Origin of the sequence: Polaribacter sp. ALD11 (assembly GCF_002831685.1) — a bacterium.
Lineage (GTDB): Bacteria > Bacteroidota > Bacteroidia > Flavobacteriales > Flavobacteriaceae > Polaribacter.
The window spans coordinates 897,382-917,822 of sequence record NZ_CP025119.1; the positions used below are offsets into that span (position 1 = coordinate 897,382).

At 29.8% G+C, this 20,441-nt stretch carries 25 protein-coding genes; 15 read left to right on the forward strand and 10 right to left on the reverse strand.

From position 1 onward, the window contains the following. Position 1: 1 nt before the first annotated feature. Genes CW731_RS03930 through CW731_RS03945 form a run of 4 tightly spaced genes read left to right on the forward strand, consistent with a single transcriptional unit; the run spans position 2 to position 3,316 of the window. Positions 2-724 carry a rhomboid family intramembrane serine protease gene (locus tag CW731_RS03930; protein ID WP_100945505.1) on the forward strand — a complete coding sequence of 241 codons (723 nt, stop codon included), beginning with the start codon at positions 2-4 and terminating at the stop codon, positions 722-724. A 9-nt stretch (positions 725-733) separates the two neighbouring features. Beyond that, positions 734-1,588 (forward strand): rhomboid family intramembrane serine protease, encoded by an 855-nt coding sequence (locus tag CW731_RS03935; RefSeq protein ID WP_100945506.1) that lies wholly within the window; start codon positions 734-736, stop codon positions 1,586-1,588. Continuing rightward, the gene (locus tag CW731_RS03940; protein WP_100945507.1) at positions 1,589-2,599 is read left to right on the forward strand and encodes an endonuclease/exonuclease/phosphatase family protein; all 1,011 of its coding nucleotides are present in this window, start codon (positions 1,589-1,591) and stop codon (positions 2,597-2,599) included. It abuts the gene before it with no gap. Between the two features lie 24 nt (positions 2,600-2,623). Beyond that, positions 2,624-3,316: a hypothetical protein gene (locus CW731_RS03945; RefSeq protein ID WP_100945508.1), complete on the forward strand. Its 693-nt coding sequence runs from the start codon at positions 2,624-2,626 to the stop codon at positions 3,314-3,316. A gap of 12 nt (positions 3,317-3,328) precedes the next feature. On the opposite strand, the gene CW731_RS03950 is transcribed toward CW731_RS03945, so the two are convergent. Together CW731_RS03950 and CW731_RS03955 are read right to left on the reverse strand one after the other, a co-directional pair. Then, positions 3,329-3,646: an antibiotic biosynthesis monooxygenase gene (locus CW731_RS03950; protein ID WP_100945509.1), complete on the reverse strand. Its 318-nt coding sequence runs from the start codon at positions 3,644-3,646 to the stop codon at positions 3,329-3,331. Then, a complete protein-coding gene (locus CW731_RS03955) occupies positions 3,643-4,140 on the reverse strand; it encodes a GNAT family N-acetyltransferase (RefSeq protein WP_100945510.1) in 498 nt (165 codons plus the stop codon). Before CW731_RS03955 ends, CW731_RS03950 begins: the two co-directional genes overlap by 4 nt. 39 nt (positions 4,141-4,179) lie before the next feature. Here CW731_RS03955 and mtaB point away from each other — a divergent pair, with 39 nt between their 5' ends. From mtaB to CW731_RS03970, 3 genes are read left to right on the forward strand one after another with little or no spacing between them, the layout of a single operon-like run. After that, a complete protein-coding gene (gene mtaB, locus CW731_RS03960) occupies positions 4,180-5,514 on the forward strand; it encodes a tRNA (N(6)-L-threonylcarbamoyladenosine(37)-C(2))-methylthiotransferase MtaB (protein ID WP_100945511.1) in 1,335 nt (444 codons plus the stop codon). A 55-nt stretch (positions 5,515-5,569) separates the two neighbouring features. Next, positions 5,570-6,229 (forward strand): alpha/beta fold hydrolase, encoded by a 660-nt coding sequence (locus CW731_RS03965; protein WP_100945512.1) that lies wholly within the window; start codon positions 5,570-5,572, stop codon positions 6,227-6,229. Between the two features lie 43 nt (positions 6,230-6,272). Then, positions 6,273-7,175: a lytic transglycosylase domain-containing protein gene (locus CW731_RS03970; RefSeq protein WP_100945513.1), complete on the forward strand. Its 903-nt coding sequence runs from the start codon at positions 6,273-6,275 to the stop codon at positions 7,173-7,175. Between the two features lies 1 nt (position 7,176). On the opposite strand, the gene CW731_RS03975 is transcribed toward CW731_RS03970, so the two are convergent. From CW731_RS03975 to CW731_RS04005, 7 genes are all read right to left on the reverse strand, one after another. After that, on the reverse strand, positions 7,177-7,374 hold the full coding sequence (locus CW731_RS03975) for a YwbE family protein (RefSeq protein WP_100945514.1): 198 nt from the start codon (positions 7,372-7,374) through the stop codon (positions 7,177-7,179). An 86-nt stretch (positions 7,375-7,460) separates the two neighbouring features. Further along, positions 7,461-7,652, reverse strand: coding sequence for a cold-shock protein (locus tag CW731_RS03980; RefSeq protein WP_100945515.1), 192 nt, complete (start codon positions 7,650-7,652; stop codon positions 7,461-7,463). Positions 7,653-7,853: 201 nt separating this feature from the next. Beyond that, positions 7,854-8,045: a cold-shock protein gene (locus CW731_RS03985; RefSeq protein ID WP_036821181.1), complete on the reverse strand. Its 192-nt coding sequence runs from the start codon at positions 8,043-8,045 to the stop codon at positions 7,854-7,856. A gap of 116 nt (positions 8,046-8,161) precedes the next feature. Continuing rightward, a complete protein-coding gene (locus CW731_RS03990) occupies positions 8,162-9,103 on the reverse strand; it encodes a nitronate monooxygenase family protein (protein ID WP_100945516.1) in 942 nt (313 codons plus the stop codon). Beyond that, entirely contained in the window at positions 9,103-10,785 is a 1,683-nt protein-coding gene (locus tag CW731_RS03995; RefSeq protein ID WP_100945517.1) for a S8 family serine peptidase, read from the reverse strand. The genes CW731_RS03990 and CW731_RS03995 overlap by 1 nt, the downstream gene beginning before the upstream one ends. Positions 10,786-10,838: 53 nt before the next feature. Beyond that, entirely contained in the window at positions 10,839-12,026 is a 1,188-nt protein-coding gene (mnmA, locus tag CW731_RS04000; RefSeq protein WP_100945518.1) for a tRNA 2-thiouridine(34) synthase MnmA, read from the reverse strand. Positions 12,027-12,164: 138 nt separating this feature from the next. Further along, positions 12,165-12,878 carry a toxin-antitoxin system YwqK family antitoxin gene (locus CW731_RS04005; protein WP_100945519.1) on the reverse strand — a complete coding sequence of 238 codons (714 nt, stop codon included), beginning with the start codon at positions 12,876-12,878 and terminating at the stop codon, positions 12,165-12,167. A 79-nt stretch (positions 12,879-12,957) separates the two neighbouring features. Here CW731_RS04005 and CW731_RS04010 point away from each other — a divergent pair, with 79 nt between their 5' ends. Together CW731_RS04010 and CW731_RS04015 are read left to right on the forward strand one after the other, a co-directional pair. Continuing rightward, a complete protein-coding gene (locus CW731_RS04010) occupies positions 12,958-13,500 on the forward strand; it encodes an adenylosuccinate lyase (protein ID WP_100945520.1) in 543 nt (180 codons plus the stop codon). A gap of 74 nt (positions 13,501-13,574) precedes the next feature. Next, positions 13,575-13,880, forward strand: coding sequence for a hypothetical protein (locus CW731_RS04015; RefSeq protein ID WP_100945521.1), 306 nt, complete (start codon positions 13,575-13,577; stop codon positions 13,878-13,880). On the opposite strand, the gene CW731_RS04020 is transcribed toward CW731_RS04015, so the two are convergent. Further along, positions 13,864-14,268 (reverse strand): group III truncated hemoglobin, encoded by a 405-nt coding sequence (locus CW731_RS04020; RefSeq protein ID WP_100945522.1) that lies wholly within the window; start codon positions 14,266-14,268, stop codon positions 13,864-13,866. The two genes, CW731_RS04015 and CW731_RS04020, sit on opposite strands and share 17 nt — an antisense overlap. Positions 14,269-14,332: 64 nt before the next feature. Between CW731_RS04020 and CW731_RS04025 the strand changes: the two genes are divergently transcribed. From CW731_RS04025 to CW731_RS04050, 6 genes are all read left to right on the forward strand, one after another. Further along, positions 14,333-14,929: a Crp/Fnr family transcriptional regulator gene (locus CW731_RS04025; RefSeq protein ID WP_100945523.1), complete on the forward strand. Its 597-nt coding sequence runs from the start codon at positions 14,333-14,335 to the stop codon at positions 14,927-14,929. A gap of 67 nt (positions 14,930-14,996) precedes the next feature. Continuing rightward, a complete protein-coding gene (purB, locus tag CW731_RS04030; protein ID WP_100945524.1) occupies positions 14,997-16,340 on the forward strand; it encodes an adenylosuccinate lyase in 1,344 nt (447 codons plus the stop codon). A 1-nt stretch (position 16,341) separates the two neighbouring features. Next, positions 16,342-16,827, forward strand: a complete 486-nt coding sequence (locus CW731_RS04035; RefSeq protein ID WP_100945525.1) for a hypothetical protein — start codon at positions 16,342-16,344, stop codon at positions 16,825-16,827. 1 nt (position 16,828) lies between these two features. Beyond that, on the forward strand, positions 16,829-17,593 hold the full coding sequence (locus tag CW731_RS04040) for a TerC family protein (RefSeq protein ID WP_100945526.1): 765 nt from the start codon (positions 16,829-16,831) through the stop codon (positions 17,591-17,593). A 51-nt stretch (positions 17,594-17,644) separates the two neighbouring features. Next, a complete protein-coding gene (locus tag CW731_RS04045) occupies positions 17,645-17,917 on the forward strand; it encodes a hypothetical protein (RefSeq protein ID WP_100945527.1) in 273 nt (90 codons plus the stop codon). A 125-nt stretch (positions 17,918-18,042) separates the two neighbouring features. Further along, positions 18,043-20,325, forward strand: a complete 2,283-nt coding sequence (locus tag CW731_RS04050; RefSeq protein WP_100945528.1) for a TonB-dependent receptor — start codon at positions 18,043-18,045, stop codon at positions 20,323-20,325. Positions 20,326-20,441: the final 116 nt, after the last annotated feature.

Here is a 20,441-nt window from a genome sequence, read left to right on the forward strand (position 1 = left end):
TATGGGGAAACTTACAGACGGTATAAAACACCTAATTATAATAAATGTAATTTTGTTTGTAGCACCACAATTGCTACAATTAGATGTTACAAACATATTAGCATTGCATTTTCCTAAGAATGAGCATTTTGGAATTTGGCAATATATTACACATATGTTTATGCATGGTAGTTTGCCACATATTTTATTTAATATGTATGGTTTATGGGCTTTTGGAACGCCTTTAGAGCAAATGTGGGGAAAAAAGAAATTTTTATTCTTTTACTTTTCTGCAGGTCTTGGTGCAGGATTAATTTATACCCTAGTAAACTATTATCAATTTAATGGTATTTATGATCTTTTTTTAAATGCAGGACTAAATCCTTCTGAAATTTTATCTGTTTTAGAAAAAGGAAGCACAAATGATGCTAGAATTGTTAGCTCAATAACACAAGAACAATTTAACAAAATAACGTCCTTATATAACACACCAGCAGTTGGTGCTTCTGGTGCCGTTTATGGCGTTTTAGTAGCCTTTGGTTTGTATTTTAAAGATGCGAAGTTAGCCTTGATATTTTTACCAATTCCAATCGCTGCAAAATACTTTATTCCTGTAATGATTTTAGGAGATTTATTCTTCGGAATGACGAAGTACTCTGTTGGTAATGTTGCCCACTTTGCACATATTGGTGGTGCTTTAATTGGATTTATTATTGCCTATTATTGGAAGAAAAAATCAATTTAAAATGAATTAATGAGTTTTATAGACACTTTAAAATACAAGTATAAAACAGGTACGATAATTGAAAAATTAATATACCTAAATGTTGCAGTTTTTGCGATTACACTTTTATTAACTGTTTTTCTAGGCTTATACAAAGAAGAGGCTAGCTTTATTACAAAATGGTTTTCATTAGATGATAATTTAGATATATTTCTTACCAGACCTTGGTCGATAATTACTTATGGCTTTCTACATGCTGATTTTATTCATCTAATTTTCAATATGATTACGTTATATTTTATTGGAAATCTTTTTATTCAATATTTTACACAGAAACAAGCGTTGACTTTTTACATTTTAGGAACTTTGTTTGGAGGAATTTTCTATCTATTAAGTCAGAATTATTTTCCTCTTTTTGAAGGAGATTCTTTTAAATTAGTTGGAGCTTCAGCAGGAATTTCGGCAATATTTATTGGTATTGTTACCTATATTCCCAATTATCAAATTAAAATTCCTCTTTTAGGTTTTTTAAAATTGTGGCATTTGGCAGTAATATGGTTGGCTTTCGATTTTATTGGTTTAATTGGAGATAATGCTGGTGGTAGTTTTTCTCATTTAGGGGGAAGTTTATTCGGCTTTTTATATGTGAATCAAGCAAGTAATAAAAAGATAGATCTTTCAAGCATGTTTTCTTCCTTTTTCAAAAGAAAAGAGAAACCTTTAAAAACAGTTCATAAATCTGCTAAAAGAAAACAAAATACAGTTAAAACACCTGCACCAAACCAAGTACAAATAGATACCATATTAGATAAAATAAGTAAGTCTGGTTACGATACACTTACAAAAACTGAAAAGGAGTTTTTGTTTAAACAAGGAAAAAGATAAATGAAGAACCTATCCTTTTTAGACAAAATTCTTTATTTAGTGAACTCATTAATGGCAACGTTACTTTTGTTATCATTTCTATTGCCTTTTATTTCCCCAAAAACTATTCCTGCATTTGCAATACTGAGCCTTTTTGTACCAATTCTACTCATAATAAACGCGGCTTTTGCTGTATATTGGCTTATTAAATTAAAAAAACAATTTCTTTTATCCTTTATAATTTTAACTATAGGATGGCTTTTTACAAGTCCGTTTTATAAAATATCTAGTAATAATTCATCCTTAAATTCCGATTTAAAAGTGATGAGTTATAACGTAAAGGCCTTTGATTTATTTACAAAAAAAAAGGATACTACAAGTTCTAAAAATGGTTTCGATTTCATAGCCAACAAAAACCTCGATGTTATAGCGATTCAAGAATACTACCAGTCGAAAAAAATAAAACTTTCCTTTCCATATAAATATGTGAAATTTAAAACTGAAAATGGTAAATACGGTATGGCTATTTATTCTAAATATAAAATTATAAATTCTGGTTCATTAAATTTACAAAGCCCTGGTAATAATATTATTTTTGTAGATATATTAAAAAAGAAAGATACCATTAGAATTTATAATGCACATTTCGAATCTCTAAGAATAAAACCTAATGAAGAGAATTTTGGACAAGAAAATTCAGAAAAATTAATAAAACGGATTTCTACATCATTTAAAAAACAAGCAGAACAAACCGACTTATTTTTAAAGCATGAGCAACAATGGAAAGGCAAGAAAATAATTTGTGGCGATTTTAATAATACCGCCTACTCTTGGATGTATCACGAAGTTTCTAAAAACAAAAAAGATGCTTTTATAGAAGCTGGTAAAGGTTTTGGAAAGTCTTATAATTACTGGTTTCCATTAAGAATAGATTTTATTTTAACTGATGAAAATGCTATTATAAATCAGTTTTCAACTTTCTCTGAAGAATTTTCAGACCACTTCCCTATTCAATCGAAAATAAATTGGTAATTTTATATTTTTATATTTGCTAGTATGGAGTATATGTATCTTTTAGTTTGTGTTTTACTTTTTATTCCTTGGTTAATTATTTTTTATTCTAAAAATAATTTAAGAAACAGGATGATTAAGGCTGGTTTAATGGCTGCTCCATTCGGAATAATAAACATGTGGTTTAGACTAGACTATTGGAATGCCCCTGAAATATATCTTTTTTATAACTTAATTTCTATTGAAGATGCAATTTTTGGTTTTATAACCACAGGTATTAGTGTTTCTATCTATGATTCAATATTTACTAAAGAGCATATTAAATTTGAAAATAGTAGGCATAAAATAATATTGCTTTTTTTATTCATAATTTTCGCCTCATTCTTTGTTCTTAATAATGCAATGGGTGTAAATTCTATGTTTATGTTTTGTATTCCTCTATTAGTTTTAACAACATATATTACAATTATAGTTAGAAGAGATTTGTTAATTCCCTCTCTAGTTACAGGTGTATTTTGTGTACTAATAGCAATTCCTATCTATATGTTTTCATTTAACTATATTGCTCCCGATTTTTGGAATACCTATTGGTTCCTTTCAGGAAAAAAATATGGTTGGACTGTTTTTGGAAATGTACCAGTTTTAGAATTATTATGGTATTTCTCTTGGGGTTCTTTCTCGGCTGTTCTATATGATTATGGAAAAGGAACAAAAAAAGTTGTAAAAAAAGTTTTTTAAAACTCAAAGCACTTATTTTTCAAAACCATACTCTCTTTCTACTTTACAAATGCGTAGTTGATACTTCTTGTACCATTTCTCTCTTCCTAAATTTCTGGCTTCAATATGCTCTAAATTGTTTTTCCAAGCCACAATAGCATCTAGGTTTTGCCAATAAGAAACAGTAATTCCTACCTCGCTTCTTGCAGATTCTATGCCTAAGTAACCTGGTTGTTCTTTTGCCAATACTTCTATTTTATTTGCTGTTTCTAAATAACCACTAATATTATCGGTTAAAATAGTTGAAAATATTACAGCATAATAAGGAACTTTTAAATCATCAATAATCATAGTATAATTTGGTATTTTATTTCTGAAAGTGACACATCTTTATCTCTAAAATATTTCACTCTTTTAAACTTTAGACGTTCTAATATTTTTACTGATGCCTTGTTTTCAAGAACAACATAAGCAACTAGCTTTTTTATTTTTAACTGCTTGCTATAATAAAGTAAACCTTCACAAACTTCGTAACCATAGCCTTTCCCCCAACACTCTTCAACAAACCTATATCCAATTTCATCATCAATATTATCTTTTACCAATGCAAGAGTGCCTATAAATTTTGCTCCTTGTTTTCTTTCAATCGCATAAATCCAAAAATCATTTTTTGGCTTAATGTATAAAGATATTAAGTATTTTAGTTCTTTAGAATTCTCTTCAAAATTCTTAACAGTTCCTGTTGCGTATTTTAAAACTTCTGGGTTATTTTCAAGCACATGAAATTCTTGTAAATCGTCTGAATTCAATTTTCTAATAAGTAGTCTTTCTGTTTCAAAAATCATGAATAATATCGTACTTTTGCAAATGCTAAATGTACCAAAATGAACGCAGAAAAAAAAGTTGCTTTTTATACTTTAGGTTGCAAATTAAACTTCTCTGAAACATCTACTATTGCTAGAAATTTTGTTAGTGAAGGTTTCGAGCGTGTAGAGTTTGAAGAAAAAGCTGATGTATATGTTATAAATACCTGTTCTGTTACAGACAACGCAGACAAACGTTTTAAAACCATAGTTAAAAATGCATTGAAAAAGAACGACGATGCCTTTTTAATTGCAGTAGGTTGTTATGCACAATTAAAACCAGAAGAGTTAGCTGCAGTAGATGGCGTAGATTTGGTTTTAGGAGCTACAGAAAAGTTTAATGTTACTTCTTATATAAATGATTTAACTAAAAATGATATTGGAGAGGTTCACTCTTGCGAAATTTCTGATGCAGATTTTTACGTTGGTTCTTATTCAATTGGAGACAGAACACGTGCTTTTTTAAAAGTGCAAGATGGTTGCGATTATAAATGTACGTATTGTACTATCCCTTTAGCAAGAGGTATTTCGAGATCAGACACTTTACAAAATGTAATTGATAATGCCAAAGAGATTTCTTCTAAAGGAATTAAAGAAATAGTCTTAACAGGCGTTAATATTGGTGATTATGGTAAAGGAGAATTTGGAAACAAAAAACATGAACATACTTTTCTAGAATTAGTAAAAGAATTAGATCGTGTTGAAGGAATTCATAGATTGCGAATTTCATCAATAGAACCAAACCTATTAAAAGACGAAACAATAGATTTTGTTTCTAAATCCTCTTCTTTTGTACCACATTTTCATATTCCATTACAATCTGGTTCAGATGAATTGTTAAAGAAAATGAAACGTAGGTATTTAAAAAACACCTATACAAATAGAGTTTCTAAAATAAAAGAAGTAATGCCAAATGCCTGCATTGGTGTAGATGTTATTGTTGGTTTCCCTGGAGAAACGGAAGAACTTTTCTTAGAAACGTATAACTATTTAAACGATTTAGATATTTCTTATTTACATGTTTTCACATATTCTGAAAGACCTAACACAGCGGCTGTAGAAATGGACGGCGTTATTCCGAAGAAAGTAAGAGCAAAACGAAGTAAAATGTTACGAGGTTTGTCTGCTAAAAAAAGACGTGCTTTTTATGAATCTCAATTAGGAAATACTTTAACTGTTTTATTTGAAAGTGAAAATAAAGAAGGTTACATAAATGGTTTTACAGAGAATTATGTAAAAGTTAAAACACCATGGAATCCTGAATTAGTGAATACTTTACACAGCATTAAATTAACAGAAATTGATGAAGACGGCTTAGTTAGATTGACTTTTACAGAGGAGTTAGTTAAAAATTAACACCTTAATATATGAAGAGTGGCACCTCTTTTGATATATTTACTAAAAAGAATAAATGAAGAAAATCCCTATTTACTTTATGCCTGGTTTAGCTGCTGGACCAGAAATTTTTGAAAACTTAGAATTAGACCTAGAAAAATATACTCTTCATTATTTAAAATGGATAAAACCTCTTGCTCTAGAAGAGGATATCGATAATTACGCCTGTAGGCTAAGTGATGAAATCAAAGAAAAAAACCCTGTATTAGTAGGTGTTTCTTTTGGCGGAATTTTAGCACAAGAATTGGCTAAATTTGTACACCCTAAAAAAGTGATTATTATTTCTAGTGTTAAAAACCAAAACGAATTACCAAAAAGATTCAAATTTGCGAAATTCACAAAGGTTTACAAATTTTTTCCTACCAAAGTTATAGAAAACTTTGAAGATTACACTGTATATTTTTTAGGTAAATCTCTAACAAAAAAAGCAAATTTGTATAAAAAATATCTTTCCGTTAGAGGAAAAAAATACCTAAAGTGGTCTATTTATAACGTTATCAAATGGGAACAATTAAGGCCAATTGAAAATATTGTTCATATTCATGGAACAAAAGACACTGTTTTTCCTATTAAAAATATTAAAAATGCAATAGAAATTAAAGGAGGAACACATGTTATGATTTTAACAAAAGCTAAAAAAATATCAAAAATTATTGATGAAGTTTTAACTTGTTAAAACAAAGCCATTTCCTTACATTTATATTATAAAATTGCAAAACATGAAATCATCTCAACGTATTCTATCATTATTAAGTGTAACTATTATAACAGTACTTTTTTATAATGGTGTTCATAAATCGGACTCAGATCCTGAAACACAGACACATAAAACCTATAAAATAAAAACATTAAAACTACCAAACGGGCTTAATTTAGCTGGAGAAAGGGTTCCCGTAGAAATTAATGATGTAAAGGAAAGAATGGAAAGAGAATTGTTGGTAAACACCTATTGGCAATCTAACGGAATTTTACTTATAAAAAGAGCGAACAAATATTTTCCTATTTTAGAACCTCTATTAAAAAAACATAATTTACCAGATGATTTTAAATTTTTAGCCCTAGCCGAAAGCGGTTTTACAGATGAAACATCTTCTGTAGGTGCAGCAGGAATGTGGCATTTTATGAAAACAACTGGTAAAGAATATGGTTTAGAAATTAATGATAATGTAGATGAACGCTATAATATTGAAAAATCTACTGAAGTAGCTGCTGAATATTTGAAAAAATCGAAAGAACGATTGGGTTCTTGGACCTTGGCTGCTGCTGCTTATAATGCAGGTAATTATGGTGTTTCTAGAAGGTTAGAAACTCAACAAGTAGATAATTATTATGATGCCTTACTACCAAATGAAACTGAAAGGTATATTTTTAGAATATTGGCTCTAAAAGAAATTATTTCGAACCCTAAAAAATATGGTTTTGTTTTTGAAGAGGGAGATTTGTATACGCTTGAAGAAACTAAAATAGTAAAAGTAGATTCTGTTATTTCTAATTTAACATTATTTGCTAAGAAGTTTGGGATGAATTATAAAGAACTTAAAATTCACAATCCTTGGTTAAGAGAAAATAAATTAAACAATAGGAGTCGAAAATTATATGAAATTAAAGTTCCTGTAAATTAATTTATTCAATAACATTTTTAACCCTACCAACCAAGCCAGATTCTAGCTGAACTTTAATACCATAAGGGTGATTTAAAGATTTTGTTAGAATCTTACTTACTTTTCCTTCACTTAACTCACCAGATATTTGATGATGCTTTTGTACGATTTCTACAAATAACCCTATTTGTATATTTTTTCTTTGTCTTCCATCAATCATAATAATATTTTAAATTACAAAAATAAAAAAGCCTATCAATTATTGATAGGCTTTTAGATAAAAAATTAACTAGTAATAATATATAATTATATAACTCTTACGTTTACTGCGTTTAATCCTTTTTTACCATCTTGTAAGTCAAACTCAACTTCATCGTTTTCACGAATTTCGTCAACTAATCCTGACACATGTACAAAATGTTCTTTGTTGTTTCCTTCTTCAGTAATAAATCCGAATCCTTTAGATTCATTGAAAAATTTTACGGTACCTTTATTCATAATAGTAATATTAAATGTGTTGCTTGTTTAATTACTAGCAACGTTAATTGAATTGCAAAGATAATGCCATTATTTGATAAAAGAAGTAAAAATTAAAAAAAACTTTATATTTTTTTTAAACATATTTAAATTGAAAATAAAAAAAGCCTATCAATTATTGATAGGCTTTTAGATAAAAAATTAACTAGTAATAATATATAATTATATAACTCTTACGTTTACTGCGTTTAATCCTTTTCTTCCATCTTGTAAGTCAAACTCAACTTCATCGTTTTCACGAATTTCATCTACTAAACCTGACACATGTACAAAATGTTCTTTGTTGTTTCCTTCTTCAGTGATAAATCCGAATCCTTTAGATTCATTGAAAAATTTTACGGTACCTTTATTCATTATAATAATATTAAATGTGTTGCTTGTTTAATTACAGACAACGTTAATTGAAATGCAAAGATAATGCCAAAAAAAAAATAATCCAAAAATATTTAATATTTCTCACACTTGCACTCTTAAAAACTACTAGTTAAAGCTTTAACAGTATTAAATTCTTCAATAATTTCTTCTAAAACGATTTTTGCCGGTTTAATTTCATGAATTAACCCAGCAATTTGACCTATTTCTAACTCTCCATTATCTAAATCTCCTTCAAACATTCCTTTTTTTGCTCTAGCTCTTCCCAACAATTCTTTTAAATCGTCTATCGTTGGTTTCATTTTATATAATTCTTGTATTTCATTAAAAAACTTATTTTTCACCAAACGAACAGGTGCGAGTTCTTTTAAGGTCAGCTGTGTATCTCCATCTTTTACTGCTAGAATTCTATTTTTAAAATTCTGGTGCGCAGAAGATTCTTCCGTTGCAGCAAACCTACTTCCTATCTGTACCCCATCTGCTCCTAAAACCATTGCAGCCAACATTCCTTTACCAGAACCAATGCCGCCTGCAGCAATTACAGGTATTTTAACCTGCTCCTTTACCATTGGTATTAATGTAAAAGTGGTCGTTTCTTCCCTCCCATTATGTCCGCCAGCTTCAAAACCTTCACAAACTACTGCGTCTACTCCTGCCAATTCTGCTTTTAATGCAAACTTTACTGAGCTCACAACATGCACAACCGTAATTCCTTTTTCTTTCAAGAAGGAAGTCCATGTTTTAGGGTTTCCTGCGGAAGTAAAAACAATCTTTACACCTTCTTCAACAATAATCTCCATTATTTTTTCGATATCAGGATATAACATTGGTACGTTTACTCCAAAAGGTTTATTTGTTGCTTTTTTACACTTCTGAATATGCTCTCTTAGAACTTCTGGGTACATAGAACCAGCGCCAATTAAACCTAAACCACCTGCATTAGATACTGCAGAAGCTAATTTGTAACCAGAAACCCAAATCATTCCTCCTTGGACAATTGGATATTTTATTCCGAATAAATCTATAATACTATTTTTCATTAATTTTTTATAACCTTAATTGTTTTGTTTTTATTTTCTTTGGAAACTTTAACAAAATACACGCCTTTTTCTAAGTAAGAAATATCAATTTCATTAGAAATTACGTTGTTTTGCTGAAAAACTTTTTTTCCTAGAATATCAAAAATTTGAATTTTATACTCTTTTATTTCACCTTGAACCCCATCAATATTAAAAATTGTAATAATTGGGTTTGGTAAGATTTTAATAGTTTGTAAATACTCTTCTTCTAATGAAGCGGTAGAGCCAATGTAATTATTTAAAGCTACTTCAAAATCGGGAATTCCATAACCATATTGATCGGTTGGATTTGCATATCTATCTGCAGATCTATAAACAGCCTCTTTTAAATAATTATTAAAGTTCTTTTGCCTTTTAGATTTATTGTCTGTAGAGAATTTCAACAAAAAACCTTCATTACCATTTAAACAAGCTATTAAACCCGCCATAATTGGCGAAGAAAAGGAGGTTCCGTTAGAAGAAACAATTGCACCATTTGCATGATTAATAACAGCCACACTAGCTCCTTTAGCTAGAATTTCAGGTTTCACTCTATTATCTGAAGTCGGTCCGAAAGAGCTAAAACTAGCAATATTTTTGTTTATATCTACCGCACCAACTGTAATTACGGAAGGTGCATCTCCTGGTGCTGTAATGTATTTCCAAGTTTTATTGCCTTCATTTCCGGCAGAATTAACTACCAAAATCCCTTTATTTGCTGCAATTTCTGCTCCTCTAGAAATAAAAGTAGTTTTTCCATTCATGTCTGCATACGAATAATTATAATCAGGATTGTCGAAAGTAGTATATCCTAAAGAAGTATTAATTACATCAACCCCTAAACTGTCTGCTCTTTCTGCTGCCTCTACCCATAACGTTTCTTCTAACGGAACTTCTACGGGTGCATTTTCTGTTCTAAATAAATAGAAAAATGCATCTGGTGCAGTACCTACAAATTGATTCTCTAAATAGCCACCAATTGTAGACAAAACATTGGTTCCGTGATTATTTCCTGAGTAAAAATTAGCACTTCTTTCTACAAAATCGTAACCTCCAAGAATCTGGTTATTATCTCTTAATCTTTTGAAAGCTTCTAAAGTCTTTACATTCGGAAAACCGGCATCTATAACTGCAATTATTTGTCCCTTACCCGTTAAGCCTTGTGCATGCAAATAATCTCCTTTTAGCATTTTTATTTGATCATTTGTACTACCATAATTAAATTCAGTTTGATGATTATTGAATTTATTCTGATGATTCAAAACTAATTTTTTACTCGATTTTTGTGCTAAATTATTAAAGGTTTTATTGGCAAACTCTACTCTTTTTATAAATGGTAGATTTGAAAAAGAATCGTCAATAATTGTTTTGGTAGCTTGAATATGAACTGCGTTTAACCATTTTGATTTCCCTAAAATAGTGATTCCGGAAACGGCTTTAATATTATCTACATAAGGCTGATGCATAGGAACGTCTGTTCCGTCTATTATAATTTGTAAATTGTTTCTTCGATCAATAGCTCTTTGAGAAAGCATTAATCTAGGGCTTGTTATATAAGACGTTGAATCTGGTTTGTCTCTTAAAAACAACCACGCATCTTCTTGTTGTTGAGAAAACAAAGAGAAAGTAACTAAAAAATAAAAAAGAAAGTATATTTTTTTCATGGTTATATCTTAAACCATAAAAATACCAATTAATAAACCCTAAAAAAAGTTTTTTACGAAATTACTCCAGAACCTAGCAACTCTTCATTCATATACCAAGCAACAAATTGCCCTTCTTGTATAGCAGATTGTTTATTTTCAAATTCTACAAATAAACCAGTTTCTACCTTGTGTAAAGTGGCTGTTTCTAAAGCTTGTCTATATCTAATTCTAGCTTCAACTTGTAATGTTTCACCTACTTTTAAAGTTAAATCTTTACGAATCCAATGAATTTCTTCATTAGAAACAAACAACACATTTCTATACAGACCTTGGTGATTTTTACCTTCACCTGTATAAATAGTATTTGTAGTTACGTCTGTTTCTATCACATACAAAGCTTCTTTTGTACCGCCAACATTTAAACCTTTACGTTGTCCTTTTGTAAAGTAGTGTGCGCCTTGATGTTTACCAACCACTTTACCATCCTCTTTATTGTAAGAAAATTTGGTTGCGAAATAGGCAAGTTCTGCTTCTTTATTTTCAAATTCTGGTGTAGATTTTACATACTGATAAAAATCTGAAGGAATTGTAACAATATTTCCTTCTTTTGGTTGTAATTTTTGTTGTAAAAATTCAGGCAATCTTACTTTACCAATAAAACATAAACCTTGAGAATCTTTTTTATCGGCAGTAATTAAGTCTGCTTCTTTTGCTATTTCTCGAACCTCTGGCTTTGTTAATTCGCCAATAGGAAACAATGCTTTTGTTAATTGTTCTTGAGAAAGCTGACATAAAAAATAAGATTGATCTTTATTTACGTCTTTTCCTGCCAATAATTTATAAACGGGTTTTCCGTCTATAATTTCTTCTCCTTTTCTACAATAATGACCTGTAGCAACGTAATCTGCACCTAGTTTTAAAGCAATGTCCATAAAAACATCAAACTTTATTTCTCGGTTACAAAGTACATCTGGGTTTGGTGTTCTTCCTTTGCTATATTCATCAAACATATAATCTACAATACGTTCTTTGTATTGATTGCTTAAATCTACCACTTGAAAAGGGATTCCTAATTTTTCTGCAACAATCATTGCATCATTACTATCTTCTAACCACGGACATTCATTAGAAATAGTTACAGAATCATCATGCCAATTTTTCATAAAAAGCCCAATAACCTCATACCCCTGTTCCTTTAATAAATGTGCAGTAACACTAGAATCTACACCACCAGAAAGACCAACAACAACTCGTTTCATTATCTATTTTTAAGGATGCAAAGATACGAATTAGAAATGGTTTTCTAGATTGAAAGAATTGATAGATATATTGTTTTGATTTATGTTGAAAACAGATTTTAGGTTTCAGAAAATTTTTAAACTTTGAAAATAAGACAACTAATTATCTTTCTTACGAGTATAAGAACTTTTTTTCTTTTTTTCTTTATGGGAAGCGATTTCACCATCTAAATAATACTCCCACTTACCATCTCTTTTCCCTTCTTTATAAACACCCGTTTCTTTTAGATCTCCATTCAGTTCGAAATATTTTGCTAAGCCATTTGGCTTGTCATTTTTATAAGTAATCTCTTCTATTAAAGTTCCTTTACTAGAATATTTACTAGAAACACCATCTAGCAGTCCGTTTTTATATTCTGAAAACTCGGTTACTTGTCCGTCTGGATAATACACCAATTGCTCTCCGTGAAGTGCTCCGTTTATATAATTTTCTTCCGACATTAGAGTACCATCTGGATAAAAATATTTCCAATTACCAACTCTTTTTCTTTTATTTAAAACACCTTCTGTTTTAATTTCACCTTTTAATGTGTAAAATTGAACAAATAAAGAATCTGAGTCTTCAAAAAAAGTCTTAATAATTACAGGTTTTTCTGAAGTGGTGATGTCATAAAATTTGAATACACCTATTTCTTTACCGTCTTTAAACTGACCTGTATAGCGTATTCTTTTATTCGAGTAATACTTTTTCCAAACACCAGTCCGTTCTTTATTTGAATCGAATTTATTAATTCTTTGTGCAGTAGCCTCTTCACTTATAAAATAACAAGCAAAAAAGGCGAAAATAAAAAGGAGTCTTTTTATATTTATCATTTAATTCCTATTTTTAAACAAATATACATTAATAGTGCCAGAAACAAAGCTGCTTTTCTTAACGGAACAACTCGATAACATGCAAAATCCTAAAAGGGAAAACCGACAAAAGGTTGCAAATATTGTGTTAGATAATCAAAAATTATTTAAAGATTTAATTTCTATAACTTTCGATGTTGAAAACAAAGTTTCTATAAAAGCTGCGTGGATTTTAGAATGGATCTGCACACATCATCATTTACATTGGATGACACCGCATTTAGATGAGTTTTCAGAAAAAATTATTACAGTTAAGTTTGATAGCGCCATAAGGCCTTGTGCAAAAATTTGTGAACATTTAGCAACTGCATATTATTCAAAAAAAGAGAACAACATTCATAAAAACCTAACAATTAAACAAATAGATGCCATTGTAGAGACTGGTTTCGATTGGTTAATTACACCGCAGAAAATTGCTGTAAGAGCATATTCAATGACTACTTTGTATTTATTCGGATTGGAAAAAGAGTGGATTCACCCAGAATTAAAACATCTTATTGAAACAAAAATAATTCACGAAAGTAAAGGTTGTAGAGCGCGTGGAAAACAGATTATAAACTTGATAGAAAAACATACAAACTAGCTTTTTTTGTTTATGATTTCAATCATAAATTACTTTTTAAAAAGTATTTAACTTTGATTGTAAATTATAAAACAATGAGCAATCAATATAACATCATTCAGAAAATCAATCAAAAAGTAGCACAGGAAAAGGAAAATACCATAGGTATTTCTATTGCAATGGTAATGTTTGGTACGGGAATTGGATCTATAAACGCAGCAATGGCAGTTCAAGGAAAAATTTCTTTGTTTATTTTAATGACCGCTATTGTACTTGCAGTAGGAACTGCAGTTTTATCTATTAGTCAGCAACCTTTAAAAACTATTGCTTGGGCTTTTATTGCAAGTATTATTATTAATGTGGCAATGCTAATTTATCAAATTTCTATTGCACTTTCTTAGGTTTTTCTTCAAACATTCGTAAAAAAAGAGACGCTGCAATATTTCTTGCACGCTCTTTTGCCTGATGTGCTCTTGTTCCTTCAAAAAGCGCATCTACGGTTGTAAACCATAATTCTAACCATTTGCCAAAGTGTTTTTGAGTTATCGTATGGTTAAAATGAGCATCTACATCTTTATGCGCTTTCATTGGGTTTCCTTTAAATTTTCTAACAAAAAACAAATTGGTTTCCCAAAAATCTGTTAGTTTTTCTAAATGGCTTTCCCATTCATTTTCTGGTATTATTTCTAAAAAAATAGGACCTATAAAAGGGTCTTCTTTAATTTTATTATAAAAAGTTGTTACTAATAAAAAAATATCAGCCCTGTTTTCTATATCTCTTAACTCCATATCTATCATTTTGAAAAAACAAATGTATATCTTTACATATGGTAATTTTATGACCTGAATCATAATGATAAACGAGCAGCTTCTTTTAGATTTTAATGCAGAAATATGTGAATATTCGAAAGGAAAAATAATATTTTCAGAAAATAATACTGCCAAATATTATTATCAAATAGTTAGTGGAGCCGTAAAAATGAATAACTATAATGACGATGGAAAAGAATTTATTCAAAATGTTTTTTATAAAGAGCAAAGTTTTGGAGAGCCACCACTTTTTATTGATGTAAAGTATCCCGCAAATGCCGTAGCTTTTTCCGATTGTAAAATATTAATATTAGAAAAGGAAAGTCTTTTTAAACTGTTATATCAATACCCAGAAATTCATTTAAATATTACAAAAAGTTTAGCGAACAGGTTATATTACAAGGCTATAATTGCTTCAGAAATTTCAAGTCAAGAACCAGAACATAGAGTGCTTCGTTTTTTTGATTATTTGAAAAAAGAAGTTGCAAAAACGGAAGGAGAATTCACCTATAAAATAGAATATACAAGGCAGCAAATAGCAGATACTCTAGGTCTTAGAGTAGAAACTGTTATTAGAGTTGTTAAAAATTTAGAGAAGAAAAAAAAGGTGAAAATTATTAAAAGAAAAGTTTTTAGATAAAACCTATTTAAATATACGTAAATCAGCTTAGTAATTTTTATTTTTGCAAATCACAACACTACAAAAAATGAACTTAACAAAACTAAATGCCATCTCACCAATTGATGGACGATACAGAGGGAAGATTGAAAAATTAGCAGACTATTTTTCTGAAGAAGCTTTAATAAAATACCGTGTTAGAGTAGAAATTGAATATTTTATTGCTTTGTGCGAAATTCCTTTGCCACAATTAGTAGATTTTGACAATAATTTATTTGATGAATTACGTAAAATTTATATTGATTTTACAGCTGAAGATGCTCAGAAAATAAAAGACATCGAAAGCATTACAAATCATGATGTAAAAGCTGTTGAATATTTTATCAAAGAAAAATTTGATGCTTTAGGTTTGCAACAACACAAAGAGTTTATCCATTTCGGGTTAACTTCTCAAGACATAAACAATACTGCAATTCCGCTTTCTATTAAAGAAGCAATGAATGATGTCTATGTACCTCAGTATTTTGAACTTTTAGAAAGATTACAAGAATTAGTTATTGAATGGAAAGATATTTCTATGTTGGCAAGAACTCACGGTCAGCCAGCTTCTCCTACTCGTTTAGGAAAAGAAATTGATGTTTTTGTAGTTCGTTTAAAAGAACAATTCAATTTATTAAATGACATACCAAGTGCTGCTAAATTTGGTGGAGCAACAGGTAATTTTAACGCTCATAAAGTTGCATATCCATCGATAGACTGGAAAGCTTTTGGAGGTAATTTTGTACAAGAAAAATTAGGTTTACACCATTCTTTTCCAACCACACAAATAGAACATTACGACCATATGGCTGCTTTGTTTGATACTTTAAAACGTATTAACAACATTATTATAGATTTAGATAGAGATTTCTGGACCTATGTTTCTATGGAGTATTTTAAGCAAAAAATTAAGGCAGGTGAAGTTGGTTCTTCTGCAATGCCACACAAAGTAAATCCTATTGATTTTGAAAATTCTGAAGGGAATTTAGGACTTGCAAATGCTATTTTCGAACATCTTTCTGCAAAACTACCTATTTCTAGATTGCAAAGAGATTTAACAGATAGTACCGTTTTACGTAATGTTGGAGTTCCTTTCGGACACACAATTATTGCGTTTACATCAACCTTAAAAGGGTTGAACAAATTGTTGTTAAACAAAGCTAAGTTTGAACAAGATTTAGAAAATAATTGGGCTGTTGTTGCAGAAGCTATTCAAACAATTTTAAGAAGAGAAGCATACCCAAATCCTTATGAAGCATTAAAAGGATTGACAAGAACAAATGAAAAAATAAACCAAAATTCTATTGCTAATTTTATTGATACGTTAGAAGTTTCTACAGAAATTAAAGAAGAATTAAAGGCAATTACGCCAGCAAATTATACAGGTATTTAACATGATAAAAGCAGAAAAAAGAGTCGAGAAAAAAGAGGTTTTAAAATTTATTTTAGAAAAAAGAAACACACTGTTCCTGTCTCTTTTTTCTTGTTTCTTTCTTCTAATTTTAACCTCTTGCTCTTCAGAAAAAGGAGATCCAGATAGATTTAGACAAGGTGTTTTTGAAATTCCTGCTGGAGACGGTTATAGTAAAACTATTATTACCAGAATAGATAGCCTTCAAATTGAAGAGTATGATAAAATTATCAGTATTTCTAACGATAGTTTATCCGAAGAAAAAAGAATAAAACATATTGATACCTTATATATCAAATGGAAAAATAATTTCTTTTATTCTTTAAAAATGAAATCACCTAAAAAACAGCTAGATAAAGACGCTATTTATGTGCAAATAACCAAAATAACGGATGATTCTTATGATTTTTCAGCAAAAATAGGTTTTAGTAAATTTCTTACGGACGGTACAATTTATAAAGTAAAATAACATGGAAATTTTTCTACATGCAGATACTTGGGTTGCGTTATTAACGCTAACTTTTTTAGAAATAATTTTAGGAATCGATAATATTATTTTTATCTCTATTTCCGCAAATAAGTTACCCGAAAAGCAAGTAAGAAAAGCAACACTTTTAGGGTTGGCTTTGGCAATGATTACAAGAATTATACTACTATTTGGTGTTTCTTATTTAATCGCTTTAAAAGATCCTTTTTTTAGTATAGACATCGGTTGGTTTAAAACGGGTTTAACTGGGCAAAGTATTATTTTGTTTCTAGGTGGTCTTTTTCTTTTATACAAAAGTACCAAAGAAATTCGTCAGAAAGTAGAACACACCAACGAAGAAGAGGTCCTAAAATCGCCAAAAGTAATTTCATTTTCAAGTGTAATTATTCAAATTATATTAATTGACATTGTATTTTCTTTCGATAGTATATTAACTGCAGTTGGTATGACAAACGGAATTGAAGGTGCTTTAATTATTATGATTATTGCAGTTATTATCTCCATTATAATCATGATGATTTTCTCTAAACCAATTAGTAATTTTGTAAATAAAAACCCAACAATACAAATGCTTGCGCTGTCTTTCTTAATTTTAATTGGCTTTATGTTAATTACAGAAGGCGCACATTTATCTCACACCGCATTTTTTAACAAAACTGTAGGAGCAATTCCAAAAGGTTATTTGTACTTTGCGATTGCATTTTCTTTAGGAGTAGAAATGCTGAATTTAAAAATTAGAAAAAAATAATTCATCAAACAATTTAAGATACATATCAGCTTATTTTTCTTTTTATTATTGATGATTCCTGCATCAATACAAATTGTGCATGCTTTTGAAAACCATGAGCATACTATTTGTACTTCATTAGTTGAAAATCATTTTCATCAAGATAATGCAGGCTGTGATGAATTTCACAAACAACTTACTATATTTTCTGTAGAATTCTCATCAAATTTTGATGTAATTCCTACTCATTTTTATAGCACAACTTTCATCGATAAACCTCAAAGAATTAAAGAAGTTTATCATTCGAAAAAATCTTCTAGAGGTCCACCATTTTTTACTATTTAAAACAATCTCATCATTACGAATACTTCCATAATACCAGAGTAGAAATAAACTATTAAGCAATTTAAAGGTTCTTTCTTCCTATTTCGTATATCTCAAAATTTTTATTCAATAGTAAAATAACATCAATGAAAACATATATAAAACTGCTATTTATAATGGCATTTATTTCTGTAAATGCACAAAATAGTATTTCAGGAAAAATTACAGATACACAAAATAACGCATTAATTGGCGTAGAAATACATGCACAAGAACTTCATAAAGGAACCACAACAAAAGAAGATGGTTCTTATGAATTAAAAAATGTACCCAACGGAAAATTAAAATTAACCTTTAGATATTTAGGATATAAAACGATTTCTAAAACACTACTAATATCTTCTAAAAATAAAGTTCTTAACATCAAATTAGAAGAGACTTTTTATGAGATAGATGAAATTATTGTTTCTACCCCTTTTAATAAATTACAATCAGAAAATGTAATGAAAGTGGAACGTCTTTCTGCAAAATCTATTCAAAAATTAGGAGCAACGACGTTGTCGGAAGGACTTGTAAATATCGCAGGTGTTTCTCAAGTTTCTACAGGAACTTCCATAGGAAAACCCGTAATTAGAGGTTTAAGTGGCAATAGAGTTTTGGTGTACACGCAAGGCATTCGCTTAGAAAATCAGCAATTTGGTGGCGAGCATGGTTTAGGTATTAATGATGCAGGAATTAGTTCTATAGAAGTTATAAAAGGGCCCGCTTCTCTACTCTATGGTTCTGACGCTTTGGGGGGTGTTTTATATCTGAATCCTGAAAAATTTGCTTCAGAAAACGACACAGAAGCTACCATTAGTCAGCGTTATTTTGGCAATACATTAGGAACAAATACTTCCGTTGGCGTAAAATCTTCTTTAGAGAATTGGAAGTTTTTAGCTAGAGGTACGTATGCAAATCATGCCGATTATAAAATTCCTACGGATAAGAGAGTTACAAATACCCGTTTTAATGAGAAAGATTTTAAAACAGGAATTGCATATTCTAAAAATAAATTCACTTCTGAAGTTCGTTATAATTACAACAGATCTAATTTAGGACTTACTGAAGGAATTGGTGAGCAATCTACAAGTAATTCCCTTTTAGAGCCTTTTCAAACAATAGATAATCATATTTTAAGTACTCATAATCATTTCTTTTTTGGGGATTCTAAATTAGACATCGACTTAGGATATACCTTTAATGATAGACAAGAATTTGAAGAACATGAAGAGCATGACGATCATGAAGAAGGTGAAACAGAAGAAGAGCATGAAGACCACGATGCACATGAAGAGCACGAGGAAGCTGCATTAAGAATGAAACTAAAAACATTTTCTTACAATGTAAAATATCATTTTCCGAAAGTTGGGGCTATAGAAATTTTAACTGGCGCACAAGGGTTGCATCAAACAAACACTAATTTTGGAGAAGAACTGCTAATTCCTGATGCTACTATAAATGACTTCGGAGTTTTTACAACTGCCAATTACTCTTGGAATAAAAATAGCTTACAAGCAGGAATTCGTTTCGACAATAGACAAATTACCACAGAAAGACATGAAATTACACATGAAGATGAAGTTTATGTTTTTGAAGCGATTGATAAATCTTATAATAGTTTTACTACTTCTTTAGGGCTTAAAACATCATTATCCGAAGAAATTACAACAAGAATTAATCTTGCTTCTGGTTTTAGAGCGCCTAATTTAGCAGAACTTTCTTCTAACGGAGTGCATCATGGAACCAACAGGTTTGAAAAAGGAAATAGCAATTTACAAAATGAAAAAAATGTTCAAATTGATGTTTCTTTGGAATATAAAACAGAACACTTCGAACTATTTGCAAACGGGTTCTACAATCACATAAATGATTATATTTTTATTTCACCAACTAATGAAGTTGAAGATGGTGAACAAGTGTTCTCTTATATTCAAGAAAATGCTAAATTATATGGTGGTGAATTCGGATTCCATTTACACCCACATCCGCAAGATTGGTTGCATTTAGAAAGTACTTTTGAAACAGTTATTGGAAAGCAAGAAAATGGCGATTATTTACCATTAATTCCTGCAAATACATGGAGAAACACCTTTAGAACAGAATTTAATTTTAAAGATTGGTTAACACAAGGCTATTCTTCTTTGACATTAGAAAGTACCTTCTCACAAGATAACGTAAGTACTTTTGAAACTTCTACAGATAATTACAACCTATTAAACATGGCTTTCGGAGGTGATATTCATCTAAAAAACATCACCTTCTCTACATCACTATCTGTTAACAATTTACTGAACACCAAATATGTAAACCATTTATCTCGTTTAAAAAAAGATGGTATTTACAACCAGGGTAGAAATATTGTTTTAGGAGTAAATTTTACTATTTAAATAGTATACTTTAAAAAATTGTAAAAAAAGTGTTACTTAATTGTAATGCTTTTTTTACTTTTGTGACTAATTAAACCGCGCTGTTTTAGAACTTGTAAAGTGATAAAAATGCCCAC